Raw genomic sequence first — 19540 nt, 5'->3', positions numbered from 1 at the left:
AATTGACAAATTGAATGCTTCTTTTTCGATTTATTCAGTGGGTGTACAAACACTGTGAGTTCAATTTTCAAAAAGTAAGCTGTAAAGCTCGGTGTTTCTCTTGTTTTCAAATAACCCTCTGGCGAATTCTTTGAAAAAGCACACCCAACAGCGTCCAAAAAGCCGTCTATGCACGGCTTTTTTGGCATCCCTCATTTAACTCTTCCAATAATATAGTAATACTAAAAATTCACTTCCCTATCATTATCACCTATACTAAAAGAAGAAATGGATTGCTGAAAGAGGTGTTTGTATGGAACAACCATGCATTTTAATTATAGATGATGAGGCTGATTTACGGAGTTTGCTAACAACTACCCTACAAAAGGAAGGCTTTTCAAATATTATTACTGCAAGCTCTGTCAAAGAAGGCTGGAATATGTTTGAGCAACATTCACCGAGTATTGCATTAGTCGATATTATGCTCCCTGATGGAGAAGGCTATGATTTATGTAAAAAAATGCGTGAGGTATCGCATATACCTATTTTATTTTTATCTGCGAAATCAGATGAAATTGATAAACTTCTCGGACTTGCAATTGGCGGAGATGATTATATTACAAAGCCATTTAGCCCAAAGGAAGTTGCATATCGCGTCAAGGCACAGTTGCGTCGCGCAGGCTACCAGACACAAGCTGAAGCACCAACAACTAGTGTCGGTCCTTTCACCATTAATACGGATGAAACTGAAGTATACAAGGCTGGAACTGTACTTGATTTAACGGCTAAGGAAGTTGGCTTAATGGCTTGCTTTTTACGCAATCCAAATCGTATTTTGAGTAAGGAAACATTATTTGAGCAAGTATGGGGGGAAGAATTTTTTGGAGCAGACAATACATTAATGGTGCATATTCGTCGCCTGCGAGAAAAAATTGAGGACAACCCATCTAGCCCAATCTATATTACGACTGTTAAAGGTTTAGGCTATCGCTTTAAGGCGAAATAAGGAGAAGCGTTTATGAGATGGAAAATAACAGGTCGCTTTTTAACTGCCATTATATGTACAGTATTTTGCGTTATTTTAATAAACGGTATGATTTCAATTGTGGCATTTTTTATTTACAATAATGCAAGCGAGGAAATCCATCCTTCACCAACAGATTTTACACGTACACTTGCACGTTACATTTCGGAAGTCGATGGCACACCTCAAATTTCAGACGAAGGGGTTGCTGCACTACAACAGCGCAATGCGTGGCTGCAATTTTTAGATGATAATGGTCATGTGATTGCTGAAGTATTAGCACCGCCTACAGCGCCTCAGCATTACACACCTGTTGAGTTAATACATGCTTATAAATATCGCGACGAAAATAATACGTCTATATTTGTCACAGAGCATGATGGCATTATGTATTTAGTTGGTATTGAAGATAGCAGTTTGACGAAAATTGTTTTCACCTCAAATACAAGCTCCATCTCCCAATTTGTAGCACAGGTTGCTCTTATTATTATTATCATCGACCTTGTTATTGCTGCAATTATTGGCTTTATCTTCAGTTCATTTCTGACAAAGCCGATTTATGGCATGATTGAGCGCATTCGAAAGTTGAAAAGCCGCAATTTTTCTGTTGCCAATATGCAAAACCAAGGCATTTATCGTTCGGTTTTTCAAAATTTAGATGATGTCGCCGAGAGTCTGAAGCTACAAGAGGAGGAGCGCCATAAACTAGAGCTGATGCGCAATGAATGGATTAGCAATGTTTCGCATGATATGAAAACGCCGCTTGCCTCAATCCAAGGCTACGCCGAACTACTGCAAGACGATATTTCACCAAAGGAAAAAGCAGATTACGCAGAAATTATTGAAAAAAAATCAGTTTATATGCGTGAACTACTAGATGACTTCACATTAACAATGCGGCTTCGCCAGCAGCAAATGCCATTGCAGCTTGTGGAAACAAATATCGTTTCCTTTGTACGCGAGCTTGTTATCGATGTCTTGAATGATCCATCGTTTAGCGAGCATAATATTTCATTTGAAGCACAAACCGAGCGACTTATGAAAAGCATCGATAGCCATTTGATGAAACGTGCATTGTTAAACTTTATTTATAATGCCCTCGTGCATAATGATGCACAAGTAGCGTTAGAAATTTCTGTCGAGGAACCAGCTACCATCATTATTCGCGACCAAGGCAAAGGAATTGCAGAGGCGGATTTACCACAAATATTCGAGCGCTATTATCGTGGTACAAATACGGAAAATATTAAAGGCACTGGGCTAGGTATGGCAATTGCCCGCGACATTATCCAAGTTCATGGTGGAGAGGTCATTGTAACAAGTAAGATTGATGTTGGCACAACTGTGGTTGTGAGGCTGTAGTGAATGGGGCGAAAAGCAATTTTCTGCCCCATTCCCCGTCTGCTATTTTTCATCCCCAAAACAATTACCTAAATAAATCACACCTCCGCATAATTGCATCCAAATTTTTTCGAGCTTGCTCGAAAACTCCTCTTCAAAATCTGTGACATCCGCAGGTGACTTGTGCCAACACGATGTTGATTACTCAGTCGTTACCACCAGATACGATGAACCTAGACTGAATCCCCCATTATCGGTGAGTGTTTGGACACTCACTGAAATGAGCCTACCTAATCAAGACATTCATCTCACCATCTATAGAGGTTGAAGACCTCTACTGAAAAATGTCAAAATTTCTCCTTCACTTTCTCAGGTAGCTTATCATACGATATTTCATCATAAGATGTCACCTCTTTACCGCTCTTTACATAAAGCTTTAAATAAGCATCATGCCGTAAATTTTTGTTTGCTGAAAACTCCACCTCAACAACCCCGCCATTTTCCTTATAGGCAGCCTGCTTATACCAATATGTCGCCATCACTTCGCCACTTGCTGTTGTAAACTTCTCAACCTCTCCATCTCCAGTAATTTGCACATATACAGCCTCTTTCCCTAAACGATTAAAATCAACCGTCGCAATTACAACAAGACCTGCAATCACAACGATAATCAACGATGCTAATGCAATAAATACTTTTTTCATTTTATTTGCCTCCACTGTAAATTGTGTGAAAATTGTTTGTGTGCCTGGCACCCAATCACTGCGTAAATCCCCACATAAACACCGATCCATATAATGACTGGCACAATAATATTTGCGCCCATTAATCCTGAAAATGCACTCAAAGCGAAAGCGCTATGCAAGATCCCCATTATTAATGGTGCTGCAAAGATAAAGCCGATTTGCATGCGGATGGTTTTGCTCATCTCTTTATGACCGACACCAATTTTATGCAAGATTTCATATTTACCGCGGTCTTCCTCTGCTTCCGTCATTATTTTAAAGTAAATAATACTGCCTGTTGCAACTAAAAATACAAGACCTAAAAAACTACCAACAAATAATAATGAGCCTAAACTTTCCATTGACGCTTTATAGCTAGCTGGGAAGCTTGATAAATAGCTATCGCCTAATTGTTGCTGTAGGTCATTAGAAGTTACTACTTGTTTTTTTTCATCGCTCATACCGATTAATTGGTAGACGCTGTCATTAACTTCTAATGCTTGATAATCCCTTGCAGATACCACAATTACCTGTGCAACTATGTCGGCATTCAAAATACTTTCTGTTCGGAAGCTCTTGACCTTTACTGCTACTTTCCCGATAGTTAATTGTTGTCCAGTAAAGTTTGTTGAAAAGCGTTCATCATAATATGGGTCTAGCATAATGGCTTCCCCGTTGTGAACAGTTAACTGTTCGCGCTTTTGCAGCTTCGCTAGCTTGTTGTACGTGTCATTATCGATAAATGTATAGCGATAGGTAACTCCTGCAATGTCTAGCTCTGACTGCTTGGCATTAATCGTTTCATCGTAAACAACATCCTGTGAAGAAATACGAGCCGCCTCCCCCTCCCACATAAACGTGTTCGGTAAATAATGCTGCGTCTGCTCGCCCGTATTGTAATACAGTCCATATACTGCACCGCCAGCCGTAATCGTCGTAGCACTTAATACTGCGATTGTTGTCAAGGTTTTCGCGTTGCCTCGAATACGATACAAAAGCTGCGAAACACTTAATAAATTTAGCCCGCGCCATGCCCAGCGCTCATTATTTTTTAACTTTGTGAGGACGAAGACGAGGACGCTATGAAATAATAAATACGTTCCTGCAACCGTTGCTATAATAATAACAATCGGTGTTGCTATACCGAGCATTGCCCACATTTTCGATGTCATTAAATCCTGCAATGCTAACCAGTAACCGAATATTAGCAAGGTAATTCCCGCAATCGTTGCCAACCATTTTGCCCGCGGTAAGCTTTCACCTTTTTTATCTGCATAAAATAATTCAATTAATTTAAACTGATAAATTACGCGATAGCCTTGTAATGATATAAATAAGAAAACAATCATAAAAACAACTGTCGTATTAAGCATCGCTTCACTTGATAGTGTGAAGCTCGCTACTGCATCCAGCCCCATCAAACGAACTAATATCGTTAATAAACCTTTGGATAATAGAAAGCCAAGCATAATTCCAATCGCTAGTGATAATATGCCAAGCACGATATTTTCAAAAAATAATAGAAAACCGATTTGCTTTTTGCGCACACCTAGCAGGGAATACAGCCCTATTTCTTTTTTGCGCTTTTTTATAAAAAAGGAATTGGCATAAATAATGAACATCGCTACAAAAATTAATAAAACAACTGAGGACGCACTCATAATACCTTGCACCTTCAAAGACGAATCTGCTAAAGCACTAATATCATCGCTATATTTCAATGTAACAAATGTAAAATAAATGACAATACTGAACAATACAGAGCCAAAATACAATGCATAACTTCTCATATTGCGGCGCATATTTTTCAATGCTAAATCAAATAACGTCATTTACGTCACCGCCAATCACTGTAAGCTCCTGTAAAATTGTTTGGAAAAATTGCTTACGCGTTGCTTGACCACGAAAAATTTCCTTCGATAGCTGACCGTCCTGTATAAAAAGAATGCGCTGACAGAAGCTAGCTGCATAAGCATCATGCGTCACCATTAAAATTGTTGACTGCTGCTTCGCATTCAAATCACTGAGACTTTCCAGTAAATCCGTTGCTGATTTGGAATCTAAGGCCCCTGTTGGCTCATCCGCAAACAATAGCTTTGGCTCTGTTACGAGTGCACGTGCTGAGGCTGTACGCTGCTTTTGTCCACCTGAAATTTGATACGGATACTTAGCAAGCAGTCCCTCGATGCCGAACAATTTCGCAATTTTTTCTACGCGTTCATTTATTTCTGATGCAGGTCTTTTTGCGATTGCTAAAGGTAATACAATATTTTCACGCACTGTTAACGAATCAAGTAAGTTGTAATCCTGAAAAATAAAGCCTAAATGGTCTCGTCTAAAGTCTGCAAGCTGCTCATCCTTCATATTGGCAATATTCGTCTCATCAATGACAATTTTACCCGTCGTCGCGCTATCAATTGTTGCAATAACATTTAGTAAAGTCGATTTCCCTGCACCAGACGGTCCCATCACACCAACAAACTCTCCTTTATGCACTTTGAAGCTTACACCATTTAATGCTTTATATAGATTAGCACCCTTGCCATATGCCTTTGTTATATTTTCAACTTGTAAAACAGGTTTCATCCTTCGCACCTCCATCTTGATACTTCTACTTTAGCAGGCGCTCCTTACGGTAAAATTGTGCGAAGCTTACAGCAACCTTAATTTTGTAATAATGCTACAATAACATTACATTTCATTTAAGGTTTGATGAAAAACCACCATTTTGCATAAAAATGCGCTATGCTATAACTGTTCCAATCACCTGCATTTGTATTTATATTCCGCAAAATAGCATCGCCTCGCTATTTTAAATACAATTGCAGTCAACCATTTGGACATGAGAAAACACCCTCAATTCTCTTTAATTAGTAGGAATCCTGCTAATTAAAAAGACCAGCCTCCCGCGAACTTCAAAGGTTTTTTCGAGTGAATCCGAAAAAATCCAAAGTTTATTACGCTAAGGCAAAATTGAAAAATCAAAAAAGGATTGCCTCCTGCGCAGGGCAATCCTTTTTTCATTAAATTGTGTGAGAATTGTTTGTGTGCCTGGCACCGTATGTTTTAAAGCGTTCCAACATATACTCCATCTCATCATCATCTAAAATAACCGGCTTTCCTATTCCTCTAGCACGAATATATACTTCAGCACAAAGCTCAATCTCCTCGGCAATATTAAATGCTTCCTCAATCGTTTCTCCCGCTGCGAGTAGTCCATGATTTGCTAATAAAACGGCTTTAGAATCTCCCATCGCAGTTAATGCATTGTCAGCAAGCTCCTGTGTACCAAAGCTTGCATATTGGGCACATGACACCTTTTTTCCCGCAACAGCAACTAAATAAGATACGGCTGGTAAATCTTCACGTAAACAAGAGAGTGTTTTAGCAAATACAGAATGCGTATGAACGACTGCCTGCATTTCTGGCTTTTGTTTGTACACAGCTGTGTGCATAGCCCACTCGCTCGAAGGTTTATAATTACCTTCTATTTTATTCCCATCTAGATCAATCAGCACAACATCCTCTGGCTCCATAGAATCATATGGTACGCCACTTGGGCTAATCACTACACAGTTTTCAGAAGGAACATAAATACTTATATTGCCACCAGTGCCTTTTGTCAGTCCACTTTTCAAAAGTAATTGACAGTGTTGGACGATTTTTTTTCGTTCATCAAGTAGTCTCAAATGAACAACCCCTTATTCATCATTTTTTACAAGTCGAAAATCGGTATGATTCTTTTTAAATTCATCAATTACTTCTTTTTGCTCTCCTGTAAAACAATCGCAATCACTAACGATAATTGTATTAATTTCATCTGAAGGTATAACTTGAAACAGTTTTTTGACACCAATCTTGCTATGGTCAACGAGGGCAATGATCTGATTTGATTTATGAATCATCGCCTGTTTCGCCTCACCCTCATCAATCGTAGAATCTGTCAAACCCTCCTGCAATGTTAATCCGCGGGCAGACACAAACATTTTATCTATATTAATGGATTCCATATACTTTTTTAGGGATGTACCCATCGTTGAGATTGAATTTGGGCGCACATATCCCCCCAGTAAAATCGTTGTTATTTCACTACTAATCAAATCTAATGCTATCGTAATATTATTTGTAACAACTGTGATATTTTTAAAATCCTTAACTAATTTTGCTACCTCAGCAGCAGATGTACTCGCATCAAAGCCAATTACATCGCCGTCTTCAATTAGTTTAACTGCTTCTCGTGCTATAACTTGCTTAGATAAAAGGTTTTCAGATGCACGCAAATTTAAGTTGTCCTCTACAAATGATTTTTGAATGGGCTTTGCTCCCCCTAAAACGCGAATTAATAACCCTTCATTCTCCATCTTTTCTAGATCTCTTCTTATTGTCATCTCAGAAACATTAAAGCGGTTGCTCAAATCCGATATTTCAACGTAGTTTTTTTGATTCACTAATTTACTAATCTCATTTCGTCGATGTTGTAATGAATTTACCATGCGTGTCATCCTATTCTTTACTAATATTAGTTAAAAACCGCCCTTAATTTCTCCTCATTTGGGCTATGAATAATTCCTTTCTCTGTAACAATTGCTGTAATTAAATGAGCAGGCGTCACATCAAAAGCAGGGTTATAAACTTTTACTTCTGGTGGTGCAATATATTGCCCTGTCGGCTTTAGCACCTCATCCTTATTTCGCTCTTCGATTGGAATCTCTGCACCAGTTGCACAATTTAAGTCAATCGTAGGTGTAGGTGTAGCGACATAAAATGGTATACCATAATGCTTTGCCAAAATTGCTACCCCCAGTGTACCTATTTTATTAGCTACATCGCCGTTTGCCGCAACACGATCGCAGCCAACAATAACAGCCTGCACTTTATTTTGCGCCATTACTGTTGCAGCCATATTATCCGTAATTAATGTTACATCAACTCCAGCGTGGTAAAGCTCAAAAGAAGTAAGCATGGCTCCTTGAAATCGAGGCCGTGTTTCATCTGCAAAAACTTTTAAGCTCATTCCTTTTTCTTTTGCTAAATAAAACGGTGATGTCGCAGTGCCATATTTTGTTGTTGCTAATGCACCAGCGTTACAATGTGTTAAAACACCTTGACCATCGTCTAATAAAGTTAATAAATGCTCTCCAATATTTCGGTTAATATTAACATCCTCCATATGAACAGCTATCGCTTCCTCAAGCATGCACTCTTTAAACTCGTCCAAATCACTTCCTAAAAACAGCTCTGCTACCTTCCCCATACGCTCAAGCGCCCAAAACAAATTAACAGCAGTCGGTCTAGATGTTGCTAAGTAATCAAGCTGTTCCTTTAACACTATCTTTGCTTCCTCCACTGAGCCTTTTAAATGCTGAATAGCAATATAAGCCCCATAAGCAGCCGTTACACCGATGGCTGGTGCACCGCGTACAATCATGGAATGGATAGCGTTCCAAACATCTTCAGCAGTAGTAATCTCTACATAGCTGACATCGTTAGGCAATGCTGTTTGGTCTAGAAGTATTAATTTATCATCTTTCCATTCTATTGTCTTAAGTTCCATTATATCAACACCTCACCTTTATATTTAAGTAGCAACTGAAGATATTTAGAAATGCTAGAAATAGCATCATTTTTTATACATTCCTTCGCAATGGATAAACCTCTTCGTTCAGCTAAAATACGTGCTTCTTTATCTTCAATTGTTGTAATATCTGCTACTTTTGCTAAGCCAATGATTCGACGATTTATTTCTAGTCCTGCAATGGCAAATGTATCCCGTAAAATAGAGGATAAAAACCCCTCTACAACTTCCTCATAAATGGCGAACTGTTCTATCGACTCTTGTAATATCGCCCTTGCTTTTAACTCGAATTTTTCCATTGTCTCTACTAATACATTCTCTACCCAATTTCCGTAATCTACTTCGTTAAAGGCAAGTGCTCTCAGCCAAGAAAATGTTAAATTTGCTACTAAGTTCCCAACATCGTAGCCAATAGGACCATAGAAGGCAAACTCCGGGTCAATAACTTTTAAAGTCTTTTGATTAATAAATATAGAGCCCGTATGTAAATCACCATGAAGTAAAGCCTGACCCTGTGTTAAAAATTGTTGCTTTAGCTTCGCAACTTTCAGATGCATTTCTTTATCGTTATATACAAAGTCTTGAATGAATTCCTCATTACCCTCTGTTAGCATATTTTGCTTTTTAAAATCAATATATGGCTCTGTATAAACGAGATGCTCCGTAATCTCACAAAGCTCAGGATTAATAAATTGCTTTTGTAGCTGCTTTTTCTTTACAGGATTCATTAAAAAATCCGTTGTACGAATTAAGTTTTCAGCCATAAACGTCGAAATATTTTCCGAGAAATGATTGAATGTATGAAATGCCATCAAATCCTTTCTCATAATTTCAAAATCCTTTAAATCTTCCATTACACAGCAGCTCATCGTTTGGTCGAACAACAAAACTTTAGGCACTAAATCTGGTGTGTATTCAGCTTCTAGCATTAATGCCTCTGTTTCAATACGATTTCGGTCTGTCGAAAGTACAAAGCTTTCAGATATCCTCGCTTGAGGTCCTGCCTGTTTGACAATAACTGAGGCACCCGCTTCATTCGTTACTCTAAATACATAGTTTAAATTACCGTCTCCAATTTCCCTACATTGTAGTTCCCCTGAAAAGTCTTTAATCTTTGCTTGAACATATTTTTTTACATCTTCATCGCTCATTAAAAAATACGCTGAATACATCACAGCCACCCCTTATTTTTTTCTACTGTAATATGTGGATGCTAAAGCCAAAGCTAATACAAGCCCTTTTATAATATTTAATGAATAATACGGTACCGACAACATCACTAACCCATTTTCCAAAATACCAACAAGCGCAGCGCCAAATAAGGTACCGATAGCATTCGGCTTGCCATGTCCTGCAAAGGATTGACCAATAAAAGCGGCTGCAACTGCTGGCATTAAATAACCTGCTCCCGCGTTAATTTGAGAGGAGCCTATTTGTGATGCTAATAATAGACCACCTATACCCGCTAATAGTGCTGAAAAAATATAAGCTATCATCTTATAACGATTGACAGGAATGCCCGACAATTTTGCTGCCTCTTCATTCCCACCGACAGCATACAAAAAGCGTCCATGCTTCGTATATGTTAAAAACAAATGCACAACAATCACAACACATAGCATAATGAGGATAATCCATGGCGTTTTACTCAATGTTAGGAAAAAGGAAGAAATACTCCCCTCTGTTGGTGTACCGTCTAATCGAGGCATCCCTACAGAAATTGAACCGCCGCCAGTATAAGTCATTGCAACCCCTTCAACAATAAACATCGTTGCTAACGTCGCGAATAAATCAGGAATCTTTATTTTCACAATTAAAAAAGCATTGAATAATGCAACACATAAAACAGCTAACAATGCCACTAAAATAGAAACGCCTGTTGGCATACTAAACCATACAAACATCGAAACGACTACTGAGCTCGCTAATGTCGCAGTAGAGCCGATAGATAAGTCGAAACCATTAACAGAAAGCGATATCGTTAATCCGATTGCAATAATCGTAACGATTGAAATACTTCTTAATATGTTCAGGATATTTGCCGTCTGCATAAACGTTGGAATCGATATAGTAAAAATGATGATTAATAATATAACCGCAATTACAATTGCCCAATCTTTCATAAATTTTATAGATTGGAGATTTTTAAGCCCCTGCATAACTATCACCCCCGGTTGCATAGTACATTATTTCATCCTCGGATGTTTCACTCGTAATAAGCTCCTTAACTATCTTGCCATCATACATAACGTAAATACGGTCTGTGATTAATAACGCCTCATTTAGTTCACTTGTGGCGTAAATTATCCCTTTCCCTGCAATCGCTAGCTCATCAATTAGATTAAAAATGTCGCCTTTTGCACCGACATCTACACCTTTCGTAGGCTCATCAAACATTAATACCTCTGCATCTGTCATAAGCCATTTGCCAATCGCAATTTTCTGCTGATTTCCCCCAGATAAATTAGCTACTTTTTGATATTCATTCGGTGTTTTAGCACCAATTTTTTTAATCATTTCTCTAGCGGCACTTAGTTCTTTTTGGCGGTTTATAAATTTGGCAAAGCCTGCGAAAAATTCTAAGTTCGCCATTGATAAATTTTTATAAATTGGCTCTTCTACAAAAATCCCTTCTTTTCTTCTTTCTTCAGGAATTAGACCAAATTTATTTTTTACTGCATTATAAGGTGATATATTCTTGACCAGTTTCCCAGCCAACTCAATCGTTCCATACTTTAAATGTGACATACCAAATATTGCCTTACAAAGCTCCGTTTTCCCTGCACCAACAAGCCCTACTATCCCAACTATTTCATGTTTATCAACAGTAAATGTGACATCATTAACTAGACCTGAATCGTCTACTAAGTTCGTTATCTTTAAAATTGCATCCCCTTTATTTTTCAATTGCTTATGATGTACTAAATCGAAGGACTTTCCTAGCATATATTCAATAACCTTCGCAGGACTGATTTCAGCAATTTGGCTTTCGTTAACAATTTCTCCATCCTTCATAATTGTGATTTTTTCACAAATACTGAAAAGCTCAGGAATTCGATGTGAAATAAATACAATGCCTAAATGATGATTTTTCACTAAATCACGTACAATGGAAAATAATTTATCTGTCTCTGCCTGACTTAATGGGGCAGTTGGCTCATCTAATATTAAAAACTTTCTTTCATGGATAAGCGCTCTTGCAATAAGTATCATTTGCTTCTCAGCTAATGAAATATCCTGTACCTTTTTATCAATATCCATGCTGATGCCCATACGCTTTAATACGTCTTTCGCTTGCGATTTGATTGCTTGCCATTTTATTAGCGATTTTTTACTAAAGACGAGATTATCGAGCATAATATTTTCTGCCACTGTTAAATACGGGATTAACGCCGTGTCTACTTCTTGATAAACAATATCTATGCCTAGCTCCTTTGATTTTTTTGTATCTTCAATTGACACATTGTGATTATTAATAAAAATTTCGCCAGTATAATGTGGATATGCACCAGATAATATTTTCATTAGCGTTGATTTGCCTGCACCATTAGCTCCTATGACTGCATGGATTGTACCCGATTCTAGCTTGAAATTAACGTTGTTTAGCGCCTTAACTCCAGGAAATTCGATTGAAATTCCTTTCATTTCTATAATAGTCGTACTTTCCATTTGTACCCTCCTTTCTCATTTAAAGAAAGAACGCCTTATTAGTGTAAAGGCGTTTTAATTTATAATTTTCACGCTAAAAAATGTGCCGCGAGCTACTAATTAGCTATTAATTAAGCTATTTAGAGTAGTGTTCACGCAATTTCTCCATCCAATCTTCCTCAAAATCAGACGATTCGCCCCAACCGTTAATAATGTCCGCTAAATTGAACATCGTAGTGTCATCCTTTAACTCACTTTGTTTAATTAAATTTGCGGATAAATTATATTCCTCTGGTGTATCTTCGCCAGCCAGCTTTTTCGCCATAATTCTCATATTCATTTTACCGATTAATGCAGGGTCTACTGCTGCTGTAGAAATCCATTGACTACCGTCTTCCTTCATCAAATTAATATCTTGGTTCGATACATCAATGGAAATTAATTTGATGTCGCTACGTTTATTATCAACTAATGATTTGTATGCTCCTTTTGCTAATTCGTCCCATGACCCCCAGACGGCATCCACTGTTCCCGGTGGATATTTTGCTAAAATGGCATTCACTTTAGCGGCAATATCTCCTTGTACATCTTGGAAATTTGTTGGTCCAATTGTTTCGAGCGTTACAATTTCATTTTTATCTTCAAATTCTTTATAAACTTCTTGACGACGATCTAAAGGTGATAGACCGCCAAACCATAGTTTAATTACTTTTACAGGCTCTTCTTTTAATTCAGCAATTTCTTGTAATGACAATCGAGCTAATTCATAATCATCTTGAAAAGTTGCTGTTACTCCTTCATGACCTTTGCCATCTTTTAACGCAACCGTATCAAATAGTGTTACTTTTATCCCTTTCTCCACGGCTGGTTTTATCATGTCGTAAGAATAGTCCTCTTTACCATGCGAAATAATAATTCCGTCATAGTCTTGCATTGTAATTTGCGACACTAACTCTTGGAATTTCGCATCATTATTTTCAACAATATGCGTATCTACTTTAAAACCTAAAGCTTCGCCCTCTTTACGAGCCCCATCTAAAAACTGCTTCGTATGATCATCAGACGCTAAGTTTCTTAATACCGCAATTTTCACACCCTGCACCCCTTCAGGCACACCCTCAATCACTGCATCTCCTTTGGATGATTTACCATCATCGCTACCACATGCAACTAACAATATTCCCGTTAATAACATCATCATAAAAAATGTAAACCTTTTCATTAAAATCCCCCTTAGTCTTATAAAATCCCTTTTGTAAGCTTTAAAGCTTATAGCAATAATATTATCTGAATATTCAAAAGTCAATCATAAAATGTTATTTTTTTTCTTAATAACGTTATTTTTTTTCATATAAATTATTTTTCATGTTAATTTACACAATTTTATACCTATTTTTGTTTACTAATTAACAATTTTAATTTTAGACAATATATTAGCAAAATAAAAAAGCCATCCAGAAAATACAATATTTTCTGAACAGCTTTACTTATAGTAATACCTATACATGCTCCTGCAATCCCCCATCGCAAGAGAGGGACGTGACCCAAAGTCACTTTTCAGACGCCCCTCCATTAAATTGTGTGAGAATTGTTTGTGTGCCTGGCACCCTCTTTGCAATTTGAAGCAACGGGTCCCATACACCATTAAATGGTGGGGAGTAGGAAAAATCTATATCCAATAAATCTGGCAAAGTCATACCTGCCGCTAATGCTGTTGCAAAAACATCGATGCGCTTATCTACGCCTGCACCGACTGCCTGCAAGCCTAATAACTTTTGTGTATTTTTTTGCACAACCATGCGTAAATGAATAGGCTGCACATTAGGGTAATAACCAGCGATATGGTTTGCTGTATGGGTATACACATCATATGCTATATCAAGCTTGTCTGCATCGTTTGATGTAATGCCAGTCATGCCGATTGCTAAATCAAAGAACTTTAAAATGGCCGTACCTGCCACACCCCTGAAGCGGCTTACCTTACCAGCCATATTAAGCCCCGCAATGCGCCCTTGCTTATTTGCTGTTGTGCCTAGCGCCACATAATCATAATCACCTTTGATATAATTGAAATGTGCCACACAATCGCCCGCAGCATAAACATTTGGTAATGATGTTTGCATATATTCATTTACGATAATGGCCCCGTTATCCCAACGCTCAAGCTTAGCAGCAAGTTCTGTATTTGGCTTGACACCTGTTGCGACAATGACAAGGTCTGTCGGATAGCTTCCCTGCTCTGTCACGACAGCTTCAACTGCCTCAGTCCCTGTAAAGCCAGTTACTTGCTCGTTCAATAGTACTTCTACATTATACTTTTGTGCCTCAGCAAGCACATGCTCAGCCAACTGCTCATCAATCAATGACATAAGCTGCTTCCCTCGATGAATTAAGCGCACTTGTAAATCGCGTGACCTCAATGCTTCTACTACTTCAAGCGCAATGTAGCCCGCCCCTAGCACAGTAACATGACGGGTGTGCTGTAAGCTTTCCAATAATTCATTCATTTGAGGAATTGTTTTCACTGTATGAATATTGGCTAAATGTGTCCCTTCCCAATTAGGCATCGTTGGGCTAGCACCCGTAGCAATTAACAATTTATCATACGGTACAGCAAAAGCTTCATCCCGGTACAGCCCCTTCACAATCTGAGCCTCAAAATCAATTTCCTGCACCTCATGCTGAATACGCGCATCAATACCACGCTTTCGGAACTCCAATGCCGAGCGTGCAATTAAATTATTTGGTGAAGAAATGCGCCCGTCAATTACATACGGTAGCCCACATTGTCCGTATGAATAAATTTCTCCACGCTCAAGTGTTGTAATTTCTGCATCATCGACATTGCGCAAAATTTCCATCGCCGCACTCATTCCCGCAGCATCCCCACCAACAATAACATACTTCATCGCAATCACTCCCTTTACCCCATCATACATGAATTGCAACTAAATTGTGTCTAAATTGTTTGAGTGCCTGGCACCCGTACTTTTTCCGGTCATCCAGCGCCATAATTTCTCCATTGGTCCCATCTTGAAAAACTTGAAATAAACTACGCTAAATACAATTTGGATAGCAAAGACCATTGGTGCAATGATCATAATATCCTTCGAATTTACAACTTCCAGACCCATAACCGAGATAATGGCTAAAGCAATAAAGCTTTGTGCGATATAATTCGTTAAAGCCATTCGCCCAACTTTCGCGATAGGCTGACATAGCCTTACAGCAGTTGGATTCGAGAAAATCCAAAATAATAAAATTAAATAGCAATACGTAATCGGCACTGTTCCTAGTGTCATAATTTGCATTAGATTTCCGTTATTCCCTTCAGATGCAAACCAAATCCATAGCATGCTACCCACCGCAAACGGCAACAGCCCAATAAATAAAAGCTTTAACTGCTTCACTTCCTTTACATTTTGAATCCAGCCTGCCTTTGATACGTAGAAACCAGATAAAAACATTATGAATACAATCATTGAATCATTACTGAAAATGCTTGTCACGGCTGAATCTGTAATAGGTACAAAAAGCGGTAGTGCTGTTGCAACAATTTGAAGTGTGATTAAACCTATTAACCAACTGCGAATCGTGTTTAATCTCGCTTTATAAAATGGCAGTAATAAAAGGCCTATCACCGCATAAAAAACTAAAATTGAGCCCCAGAAAATAAATATATGCACGATTCCGATTAATAACAATGCAAGTAAACGTCTTACAAAGCGCCATCTCGGTTTATCCCCATGTGCCTCGGCACGCGATGCAAAAATATAAAACCCTACCCCAAATAAAAACGAGAATATCGAGTAAAATTTCTTTTCTATAAAAATATTGATTAATGAATCAATCGTTTTATTAATGCCTGTAAAATCAGGTATTGGACCACCCTCAACTAGTACTTGATAGCCTGCGATATTAATAAATAAAATGCCAAACAATGCAAAGCCTCGAATAATATCAAGGGCTTGAATTCTTTCTTTCGGTGTTACTGACGATTGCATTTATGAACAGCTCCTTCTTTTGAAATATCCGTCCTAAATGTAACGTGTGTACCTTACGTCTATTTAATGGCAAGCTTACAAAAACCTTAAGTAAAGTAGATATGTATTGATAATAGCCTGATTAAGGATTTTTAAAACGTGTCCAAAACGCGTACAAGCAATGGAAGCTTAAAATTGATTTTTACAACAACAAGCGTTACCAGCAAGGCTTGAGCCTCTTACAATTTAGAGCCTAATCCGTTTTATTATTTACAGTATCTACTTCAGTCAAAAGACAGTTTTGTTTTGATAGCGCACCGAAAGGGAAAATTCTCTTTTCTCATTTCCAGAGTATATTGATGAATAAAAATTTTGCTAAAACATCAACGAAGGCGTCCAAAAAGCCAGCAATCGCATGGCTCTTTGGACGCCCTCTTTTATTTTACTATCACTCTGTCACAAGCTGCTCCTTGCAAAACGCTAAAATCATCGCTTCCTCATCATCCTCTAACGCGAAATCTAAATATTCGTTTTCCGCCTTGTCGATAATGAAGTAATTTAAAATACGCACTTCCTCTTCATGATGCCCAATTAACACACGCACTTCAATGCCTGCTTCAGAATAGAGCTCGTCTTCTTCATCGATTTCTACATCTAATAAAAATTCATAGCGCTTGCCTTCAATAATATTTGTTGGGTCTTTAATTTCTTCAATCGAAAATTGTGTAATATTCAATTTGCTCGCTCCCTTTGCGAAATATATGTCGTCTTATTAATGATAGCGTAAATTTACTATGCGTCAACTAGATGACAGCGCGTAAGTCATATGACAAAATAGAAGGCAAAGGAGATGAAAAAATGAAGGATTTACTATACTATGTCGATTCGACAATACAGCAATTTTCAGCAAAAATTTTACATATTGGCAATGATGGGCGAGACTATGTCGTACTTTCAAATACAGCCTTTTACCCAACAGGTGGTGGGCAGCCACACGATACAGGCTGGCTGAATGATGTAGAGGTGATAGATGTCGAAAAAATAGAGGGAGAAATTCGTCACTATGTGAATGGACAGCTAGCTTTAGGTGAGGTAACAGGCCAGCTTAATTGGCAGCGCCGCTTTGACCATATGCAACAGCATACAGGCCAGCATATTTTAACAGCCGCCTTTGTCGAATTATTCAACTATGCGACAACAAGTTTCCATTTAGGAACAGGCTTCGTTTCCATAGATATTGATACGGAAGAAATATCTGAGGAACAGCTCCAACATGCTGAGGCACGTGCGAATAAAATTATTTTAGAAAATCGTTCAATTGAAACAAAATGGGTAACGAAGGATGAGCTAACTGAGTATAACTTACGAAAAGATGTAGCAGTTGATGAGGACATTCGCCTCGTTATTATCCCAAACTACGATTATAACGGCTGTGGTGGTACACATCCTACATCTACTGGGCAAGTTAGCCAATTAAAGATTATGGCGACAGAAAAAATGAAAAAGCAAATTCGCGTTCATTTTGTTTGTGGAGAACGTGTGTTACAAGAGCTAGCAATGCGGAAGGCTGTTCTGACAGATGTAGCTAGACAGCTAAGTGTACCCGAGGAGCAAGCAGCAACAGCATTGAAAAAAGTAATGGATAGCGCGAAAGCTACGGATAAAAGCTTAGCTGAGGCACAAGAAGCCTTATTACAATATGAAGCTAAGGAGCTATTAGCGGGAGCACAGCAGCATATCGTAGCAATGCATTTTGAAAATCGCTCTATCCAAGCATTGCAAAAGCTAGCGCGCTTTATTACACAACTTGATGTGGAAGCCATTGCTCTACTCGCTGCAAATAATGAAGACAAGCTACAATTCGTAGCGGCACGCGGGCAAAATGTCACGCTCAGCATGAAAAATGTGGCGGCAACTGCTTTAGCCATTATTAATGGTAAAGGCGGCGGTAGCGATGCGCTGGCACAAGGCGGAGGAGAACAAACAATTTCTGCCTCTGAGCTATTAAAACATATGGAAAATGCATTAAAATAATGACCTATTTCCAACTATTCGGTATTTCTATTCCAGCGCTATGGATAGCCTTTTTAGCAGCAGCTTTTTTACTTTCCCTAAAGCTAGATGGTTGGTTCAGCAATGCGATTGTTATTTACGTGATTATTTGGAAATTAAGCTATATTCTATTCTACTGGGAAAGCATACTCGGATTGCTTTATTTTAACGGTGGAATTAAAGGGCACTGGCTCGGGCTATTTGTTGCAACAATCTACATTATTTTATTAGCACCTAAAAAATACCCTTCCATCAAAAGACAAGCCTTCAGTGCTGCACTGCTCTATATTTACGCTTTCGAAGCAATTTTTAATTTATTACAGAGCAACTTTTTATTTGCGCTAATCCAAGCTGGAATCAGTGCTTTAATTTTATCATTAAGCAACAAGCTGAATAAGCAATGGATTTTACTATTTTTCATGATTGAACTACTAACTTTATCGCTACAGCATACGCTAACATTAACGAAACTTTTAACATTTAGCGTGTTCATTTTTATCTCAATTCTTTTTACAATAAAGGAGAGAACAAATGGTTAAAAAAATTATATCAATCGCCATTATTGCCATCGCTATTATCATTGTCGTGTTCAATGTGGCGAACACCATGGGCAAAAAGGACAAACGTGAAAACGCTGAGCAAGCTGCTGATTTCTCGTTAGAAACAATCGATGGCTCAACTATTTCATTATCCGATTATAAAGGACAAAAGGTTATTTTAAATTTCTGGGCGACATGGTGTCCTCCATGTAAAGCAGAGATGCCACATTTGCAAAATTTCCATGAAAATAATGAGGATGGCGATGTTACGGTACTGGCTGTCAATTTAACAGCATCTGATTCCGTCAGTAACGCCGAAAGCTTTGTAGATGGCTACGGGTTGACATTCCCTGTTTTACTTGATATTGATGGTGAGGTAGGTCAGCTTTATGAAGTAATCACAATCCCGACAACCTTTTTCATTGATGAAGATGGCAATATTATTGAAAAGTTTATTGGCGCTTTAGACGAGGAATCAATGGAAAATATTATTGATTCTTATTAGAATAATACAAGGAAGTGTCTGGAAGGTAGCCTTATACGCAACTTTTCAGACAACTTTTTTATTTAAAGTGCTGTTATATATTTTTTAAATGAACAAACTAAATTATATTTACCCACTATTTCAAAATTAAATTTTGCGGTATTCACTTCTCCCCTATTACAGAAATTTT

General features: G+C 38.1%; 18 protein-coding genes. 5 read left to right on the top strand and 13 right to left on the bottom strand.

Features of this window, described 5'->3' with window-relative positions:
• The first annotated feature begins 292 nt into the window (after positions 1–292).
• Entirely contained in the window at positions 293–985 is a 693-nt protein-coding gene (locus C9J36_RS00295) for a response regulator transcription factor (protein ID WP_066170587.1), read from the top strand.
• 12 nt (positions 986–997) lie between these two features.
• Positions 998–2365 carry a sensor histidine kinase gene (locus tag C9J36_RS00290; protein WP_107941799.1) on the top strand — a complete coding sequence of 456 codons (1368 nt, stop codon included), beginning with the start codon at positions 998–1000 and terminating at the stop codon, positions 2363–2365.
• Positions 2366–2691: 326 nt separating this feature from the next.
• Here C9J36_RS00290 and C9J36_RS00285 read toward each other — a convergent pair whose 3' ends face one another.
• The 13 genes from C9J36_RS00285 to C9J36_RS00225 form a co-directional block, all read right to left on the bottom strand.
• On the bottom strand, positions 2692–3048 hold the full coding sequence (locus tag C9J36_RS00285; protein WP_107941798.1) for a YxeA family protein: 357 nt from the start codon (positions 3046–3048) through the stop codon (positions 2692–2694).
• The gene (locus tag C9J36_RS00280) at positions 3045–4901 is read right to left on the bottom strand and encodes an ABC transporter permease (RefSeq protein WP_107941796.1); all 1857 of its coding nucleotides are present in this window, start codon (positions 4899–4901) and stop codon (positions 3045–3047) included. Before C9J36_RS00280 ends, C9J36_RS00285 begins: the two co-directional genes overlap by 4 nt.
• The gene (locus C9J36_RS00275) at positions 4888–5655 is read right to left on the bottom strand and encodes an ABC transporter ATP-binding protein (RefSeq protein ID WP_107941794.1); all 768 of its coding nucleotides are present in this window, start codon (positions 5653–5655) and stop codon (positions 4888–4890) included. The genes C9J36_RS00280 and C9J36_RS00275 overlap by 14 nt, the downstream gene beginning before the upstream one ends.
• Before the next feature lie 437 nt (positions 5656–6092).
• Positions 6093–6758, bottom strand: coding sequence for an L-fuculose-phosphate aldolase (locus tag C9J36_RS00270; protein ID WP_066170600.1), 666 nt, complete (start codon positions 6756–6758; stop codon positions 6093–6095).
• Positions 6759–6770: 12 nt separating this feature from the next.
• Positions 6771–7562 (bottom strand): DeoR/GlpR family DNA-binding transcription regulator, encoded by a 792-nt coding sequence (locus C9J36_RS00265; protein WP_066170605.1) that lies wholly within the window; start codon positions 7560–7562, stop codon positions 6771–6773.
• Between the two features lie 26 nt (positions 7563–7588).
• Positions 7589–8623, bottom strand: coding sequence for an S-methyl-5-thioribose-1-phosphate isomerase (mtnA, locus tag C9J36_RS00260; RefSeq protein ID WP_107941790.1), 1035 nt, complete (start codon positions 8621–8623; stop codon positions 7589–7591).
• The gene (mtnK, locus tag C9J36_RS00255) at positions 8623–9816 is read right to left on the bottom strand and encodes an S-methyl-5-thioribose kinase (protein ID WP_066170611.1); all 1194 of its coding nucleotides are present in this window, start codon (positions 9814–9816) and stop codon (positions 8623–8625) included. Before mtnK ends, mtnA begins: the two co-directional genes overlap by 1 nt.
• A 12-nt stretch (positions 9817–9828) precedes the next feature.
• On the bottom strand, positions 9829–10803 hold the full coding sequence (locus C9J36_RS00250; protein ID WP_235615986.1) for an ABC transporter permease: 975 nt from the start codon (positions 10801–10803) through the stop codon (positions 9829–9831).
• On the bottom strand, positions 10790–12313 hold the full coding sequence (locus tag C9J36_RS00245; protein WP_235615985.1) for a sugar ABC transporter ATP-binding protein: 1524 nt from the start codon (positions 12311–12313) through the stop codon (positions 10790–10792). The genes C9J36_RS00250 and C9J36_RS00245 overlap by 14 nt, the downstream gene beginning before the upstream one ends.
• A 115-nt stretch (positions 12314–12428) precedes the next feature.
• Positions 12429–13514, bottom strand: coding sequence for a sugar ABC transporter substrate-binding protein (locus tag C9J36_RS00240; protein ID WP_066170620.1), 1086 nt, complete (start codon positions 13512–13514; stop codon positions 12429–12431).
• A gap of 328 nt (positions 13515–13842) precedes the next feature.
• Positions 13843–15201 carry an FAD-dependent oxidoreductase gene (locus tag C9J36_RS00235; RefSeq protein ID WP_107941789.1) on the bottom strand — a complete coding sequence of 453 codons (1359 nt, stop codon included), beginning with the start codon at positions 15199–15201 and terminating at the stop codon, positions 13843–13845.
• 39 nt (positions 15202–15240) lie between these two features.
• Positions 15241–16296, bottom strand: coding sequence for a DUF418 domain-containing protein (locus C9J36_RS00230; protein WP_107941787.1), 1056 nt, complete (start codon positions 16294–16296; stop codon positions 15241–15243).
• Between the two features lie 427 nt (positions 16297–16723).
• Positions 16724–17011, bottom strand: coding sequence for a DUF6509 family protein (locus C9J36_RS00225; RefSeq protein ID WP_066170630.1), 288 nt, complete (start codon positions 17009–17011; stop codon positions 16724–16726).
• A 122-nt stretch (positions 17012–17133) separates the two neighbouring features.
• On the opposite strand from C9J36_RS00225, the gene C9J36_RS00220 reads away from it, so the two are divergent.
• The 3 genes from C9J36_RS00220 to C9J36_RS00210 are packed head-to-tail and all read left to right on the top strand — an operon-like array spanning position 17134 to position 19371.
• On the top strand, positions 17134–18309 hold the full coding sequence (locus C9J36_RS00220) for an alanyl-tRNA editing protein (RefSeq protein ID WP_107941785.1): 1176 nt from the start codon (positions 17134–17136) through the stop codon (positions 18307–18309).
• Complete coding sequence (locus C9J36_RS00215) at positions 18309–18866, top strand: hypothetical protein (protein ID WP_107941783.1); 558 nt, start codon at positions 18309–18311, stop codon at positions 18864–18866. Before C9J36_RS00220 ends, C9J36_RS00215 begins: the two co-directional genes overlap by 1 nt.
• Positions 18859–19371: a peroxiredoxin family protein gene (locus C9J36_RS00210; protein ID WP_066170639.1), complete on the top strand. Its 513-nt coding sequence runs from the start codon at positions 18859–18861 to the stop codon at positions 19369–19371. Before C9J36_RS00215 ends, C9J36_RS00210 begins: the two co-directional genes overlap by 8 nt.
• The last annotated feature ends 169 nt before the right edge of the window (positions 19372–19540 follow it).

The organism is Metasolibacillus fluoroglycofenilyticus, assembly GCF_003049645.1.
In the GTDB taxonomy this organism is placed as follows: Bacteria; Bacillota; Bacilli; order Bacillales_A; family Planococcaceae; genus Metasolibacillus; species Metasolibacillus fluoroglycofenilyticus.
This window is presented reverse-complemented; position numbering and strand designations above follow the sequence as displayed.

Excerpts from the sequence above, each read along its gene's own strand:
- C9J36_RS00250 (WP_235615986.1), bottom strand. The coding sequence starts at position 10,803 with ATGCAGGGGCTTAAAAATCTCCAATCTATAAAATTTATGAAAGATTGG.
- C9J36_RS00230 (WP_107941787.1), bottom strand. The coding sequence starts at position 16,296 with ATGCAATCGTCAGTAACACCGAAAGAAAGAATTCAAGCCCTTGATATT.
- C9J36_RS00265 (WP_066170605.1), bottom strand. The coding sequence starts at position 7,562 with ATGGTAAATTCATTACAACATCGACGAAATGAGATTAGTAAATTAGTG.
- C9J36_RS00280 (WP_107941796.1), bottom strand. The coding sequence starts at position 4,901 with ATGACGTTATTTGATTTAGCATTGAAAAATATGCGCCGCAATATGAGA.
- C9J36_RS00210 (WP_066170639.1), top strand. The coding sequence starts at position 18,859 with ATGGTTAAAAAAATTATATCAATCGCCATTATTGCCATCGCTATTATC.
- mtnK (WP_066170611.1), bottom strand. The coding sequence starts at position 9,816 with ATGTATTCAGCGTATTTTTTAATGAGCGATGAAGATGTAAAAAAATAT.
- C9J36_RS00290 (WP_107941799.1), top strand. The coding sequence starts at position 998 with ATGAGATGGAAAATAACAGGTCGCTTTTTAACTGCCATTATATGTACA.
- C9J36_RS00295 (WP_066170587.1), top strand. The coding sequence starts at position 293 with ATGGAACAACCATGCATTTTAATTATAGATGATGAGGCTGATTTACGG.
- C9J36_RS00235 (WP_107941789.1), bottom strand. The coding sequence starts at position 15,201 with ATGAAGTATGTTATTGTTGGTGGGGATGCTGCGGGAATGAGTGCGGCG.
- C9J36_RS00240 (WP_066170620.1), bottom strand. The coding sequence starts at position 13,514 with ATGAAAAGGTTTACATTTTTTATGATGATGTTATTAACGGGAATATTG.
- mtnA (WP_107941790.1), bottom strand. The coding sequence starts at position 8,623 with ATGGAACTTAAGACAATAGAATGGAAAGATGATAAATTAATACTTCTA.
- C9J36_RS00215 (WP_107941783.1), top strand. The coding sequence starts at position 18,309 with ATGACCTATTTCCAACTATTCGGTATTTCTATTCCAGCGCTATGGATA.
- C9J36_RS00285 (WP_107941798.1), bottom strand. The coding sequence starts at position 3,048 with ATGAAAAAAGTATTTATTGCATTAGCATCGTTGATTATCGTTGTGATT.
- C9J36_RS00275 (WP_107941794.1), bottom strand. The coding sequence starts at position 5,655 with ATGAAACCTGTTTTACAAGTTGAAAATATAACAAAGGCATATGGCAAG.
- C9J36_RS00245 (WP_235615985.1), bottom strand. The coding sequence starts at position 12,313 with ATGGAAAGTACGACTATTATAGAAATGAAAGGAATTTCAATCGAATTT.
- C9J36_RS00220 (WP_107941785.1), top strand. The coding sequence starts at position 17,134 with ATGAAGGATTTACTATACTATGTCGATTCGACAATACAGCAATTTTCA.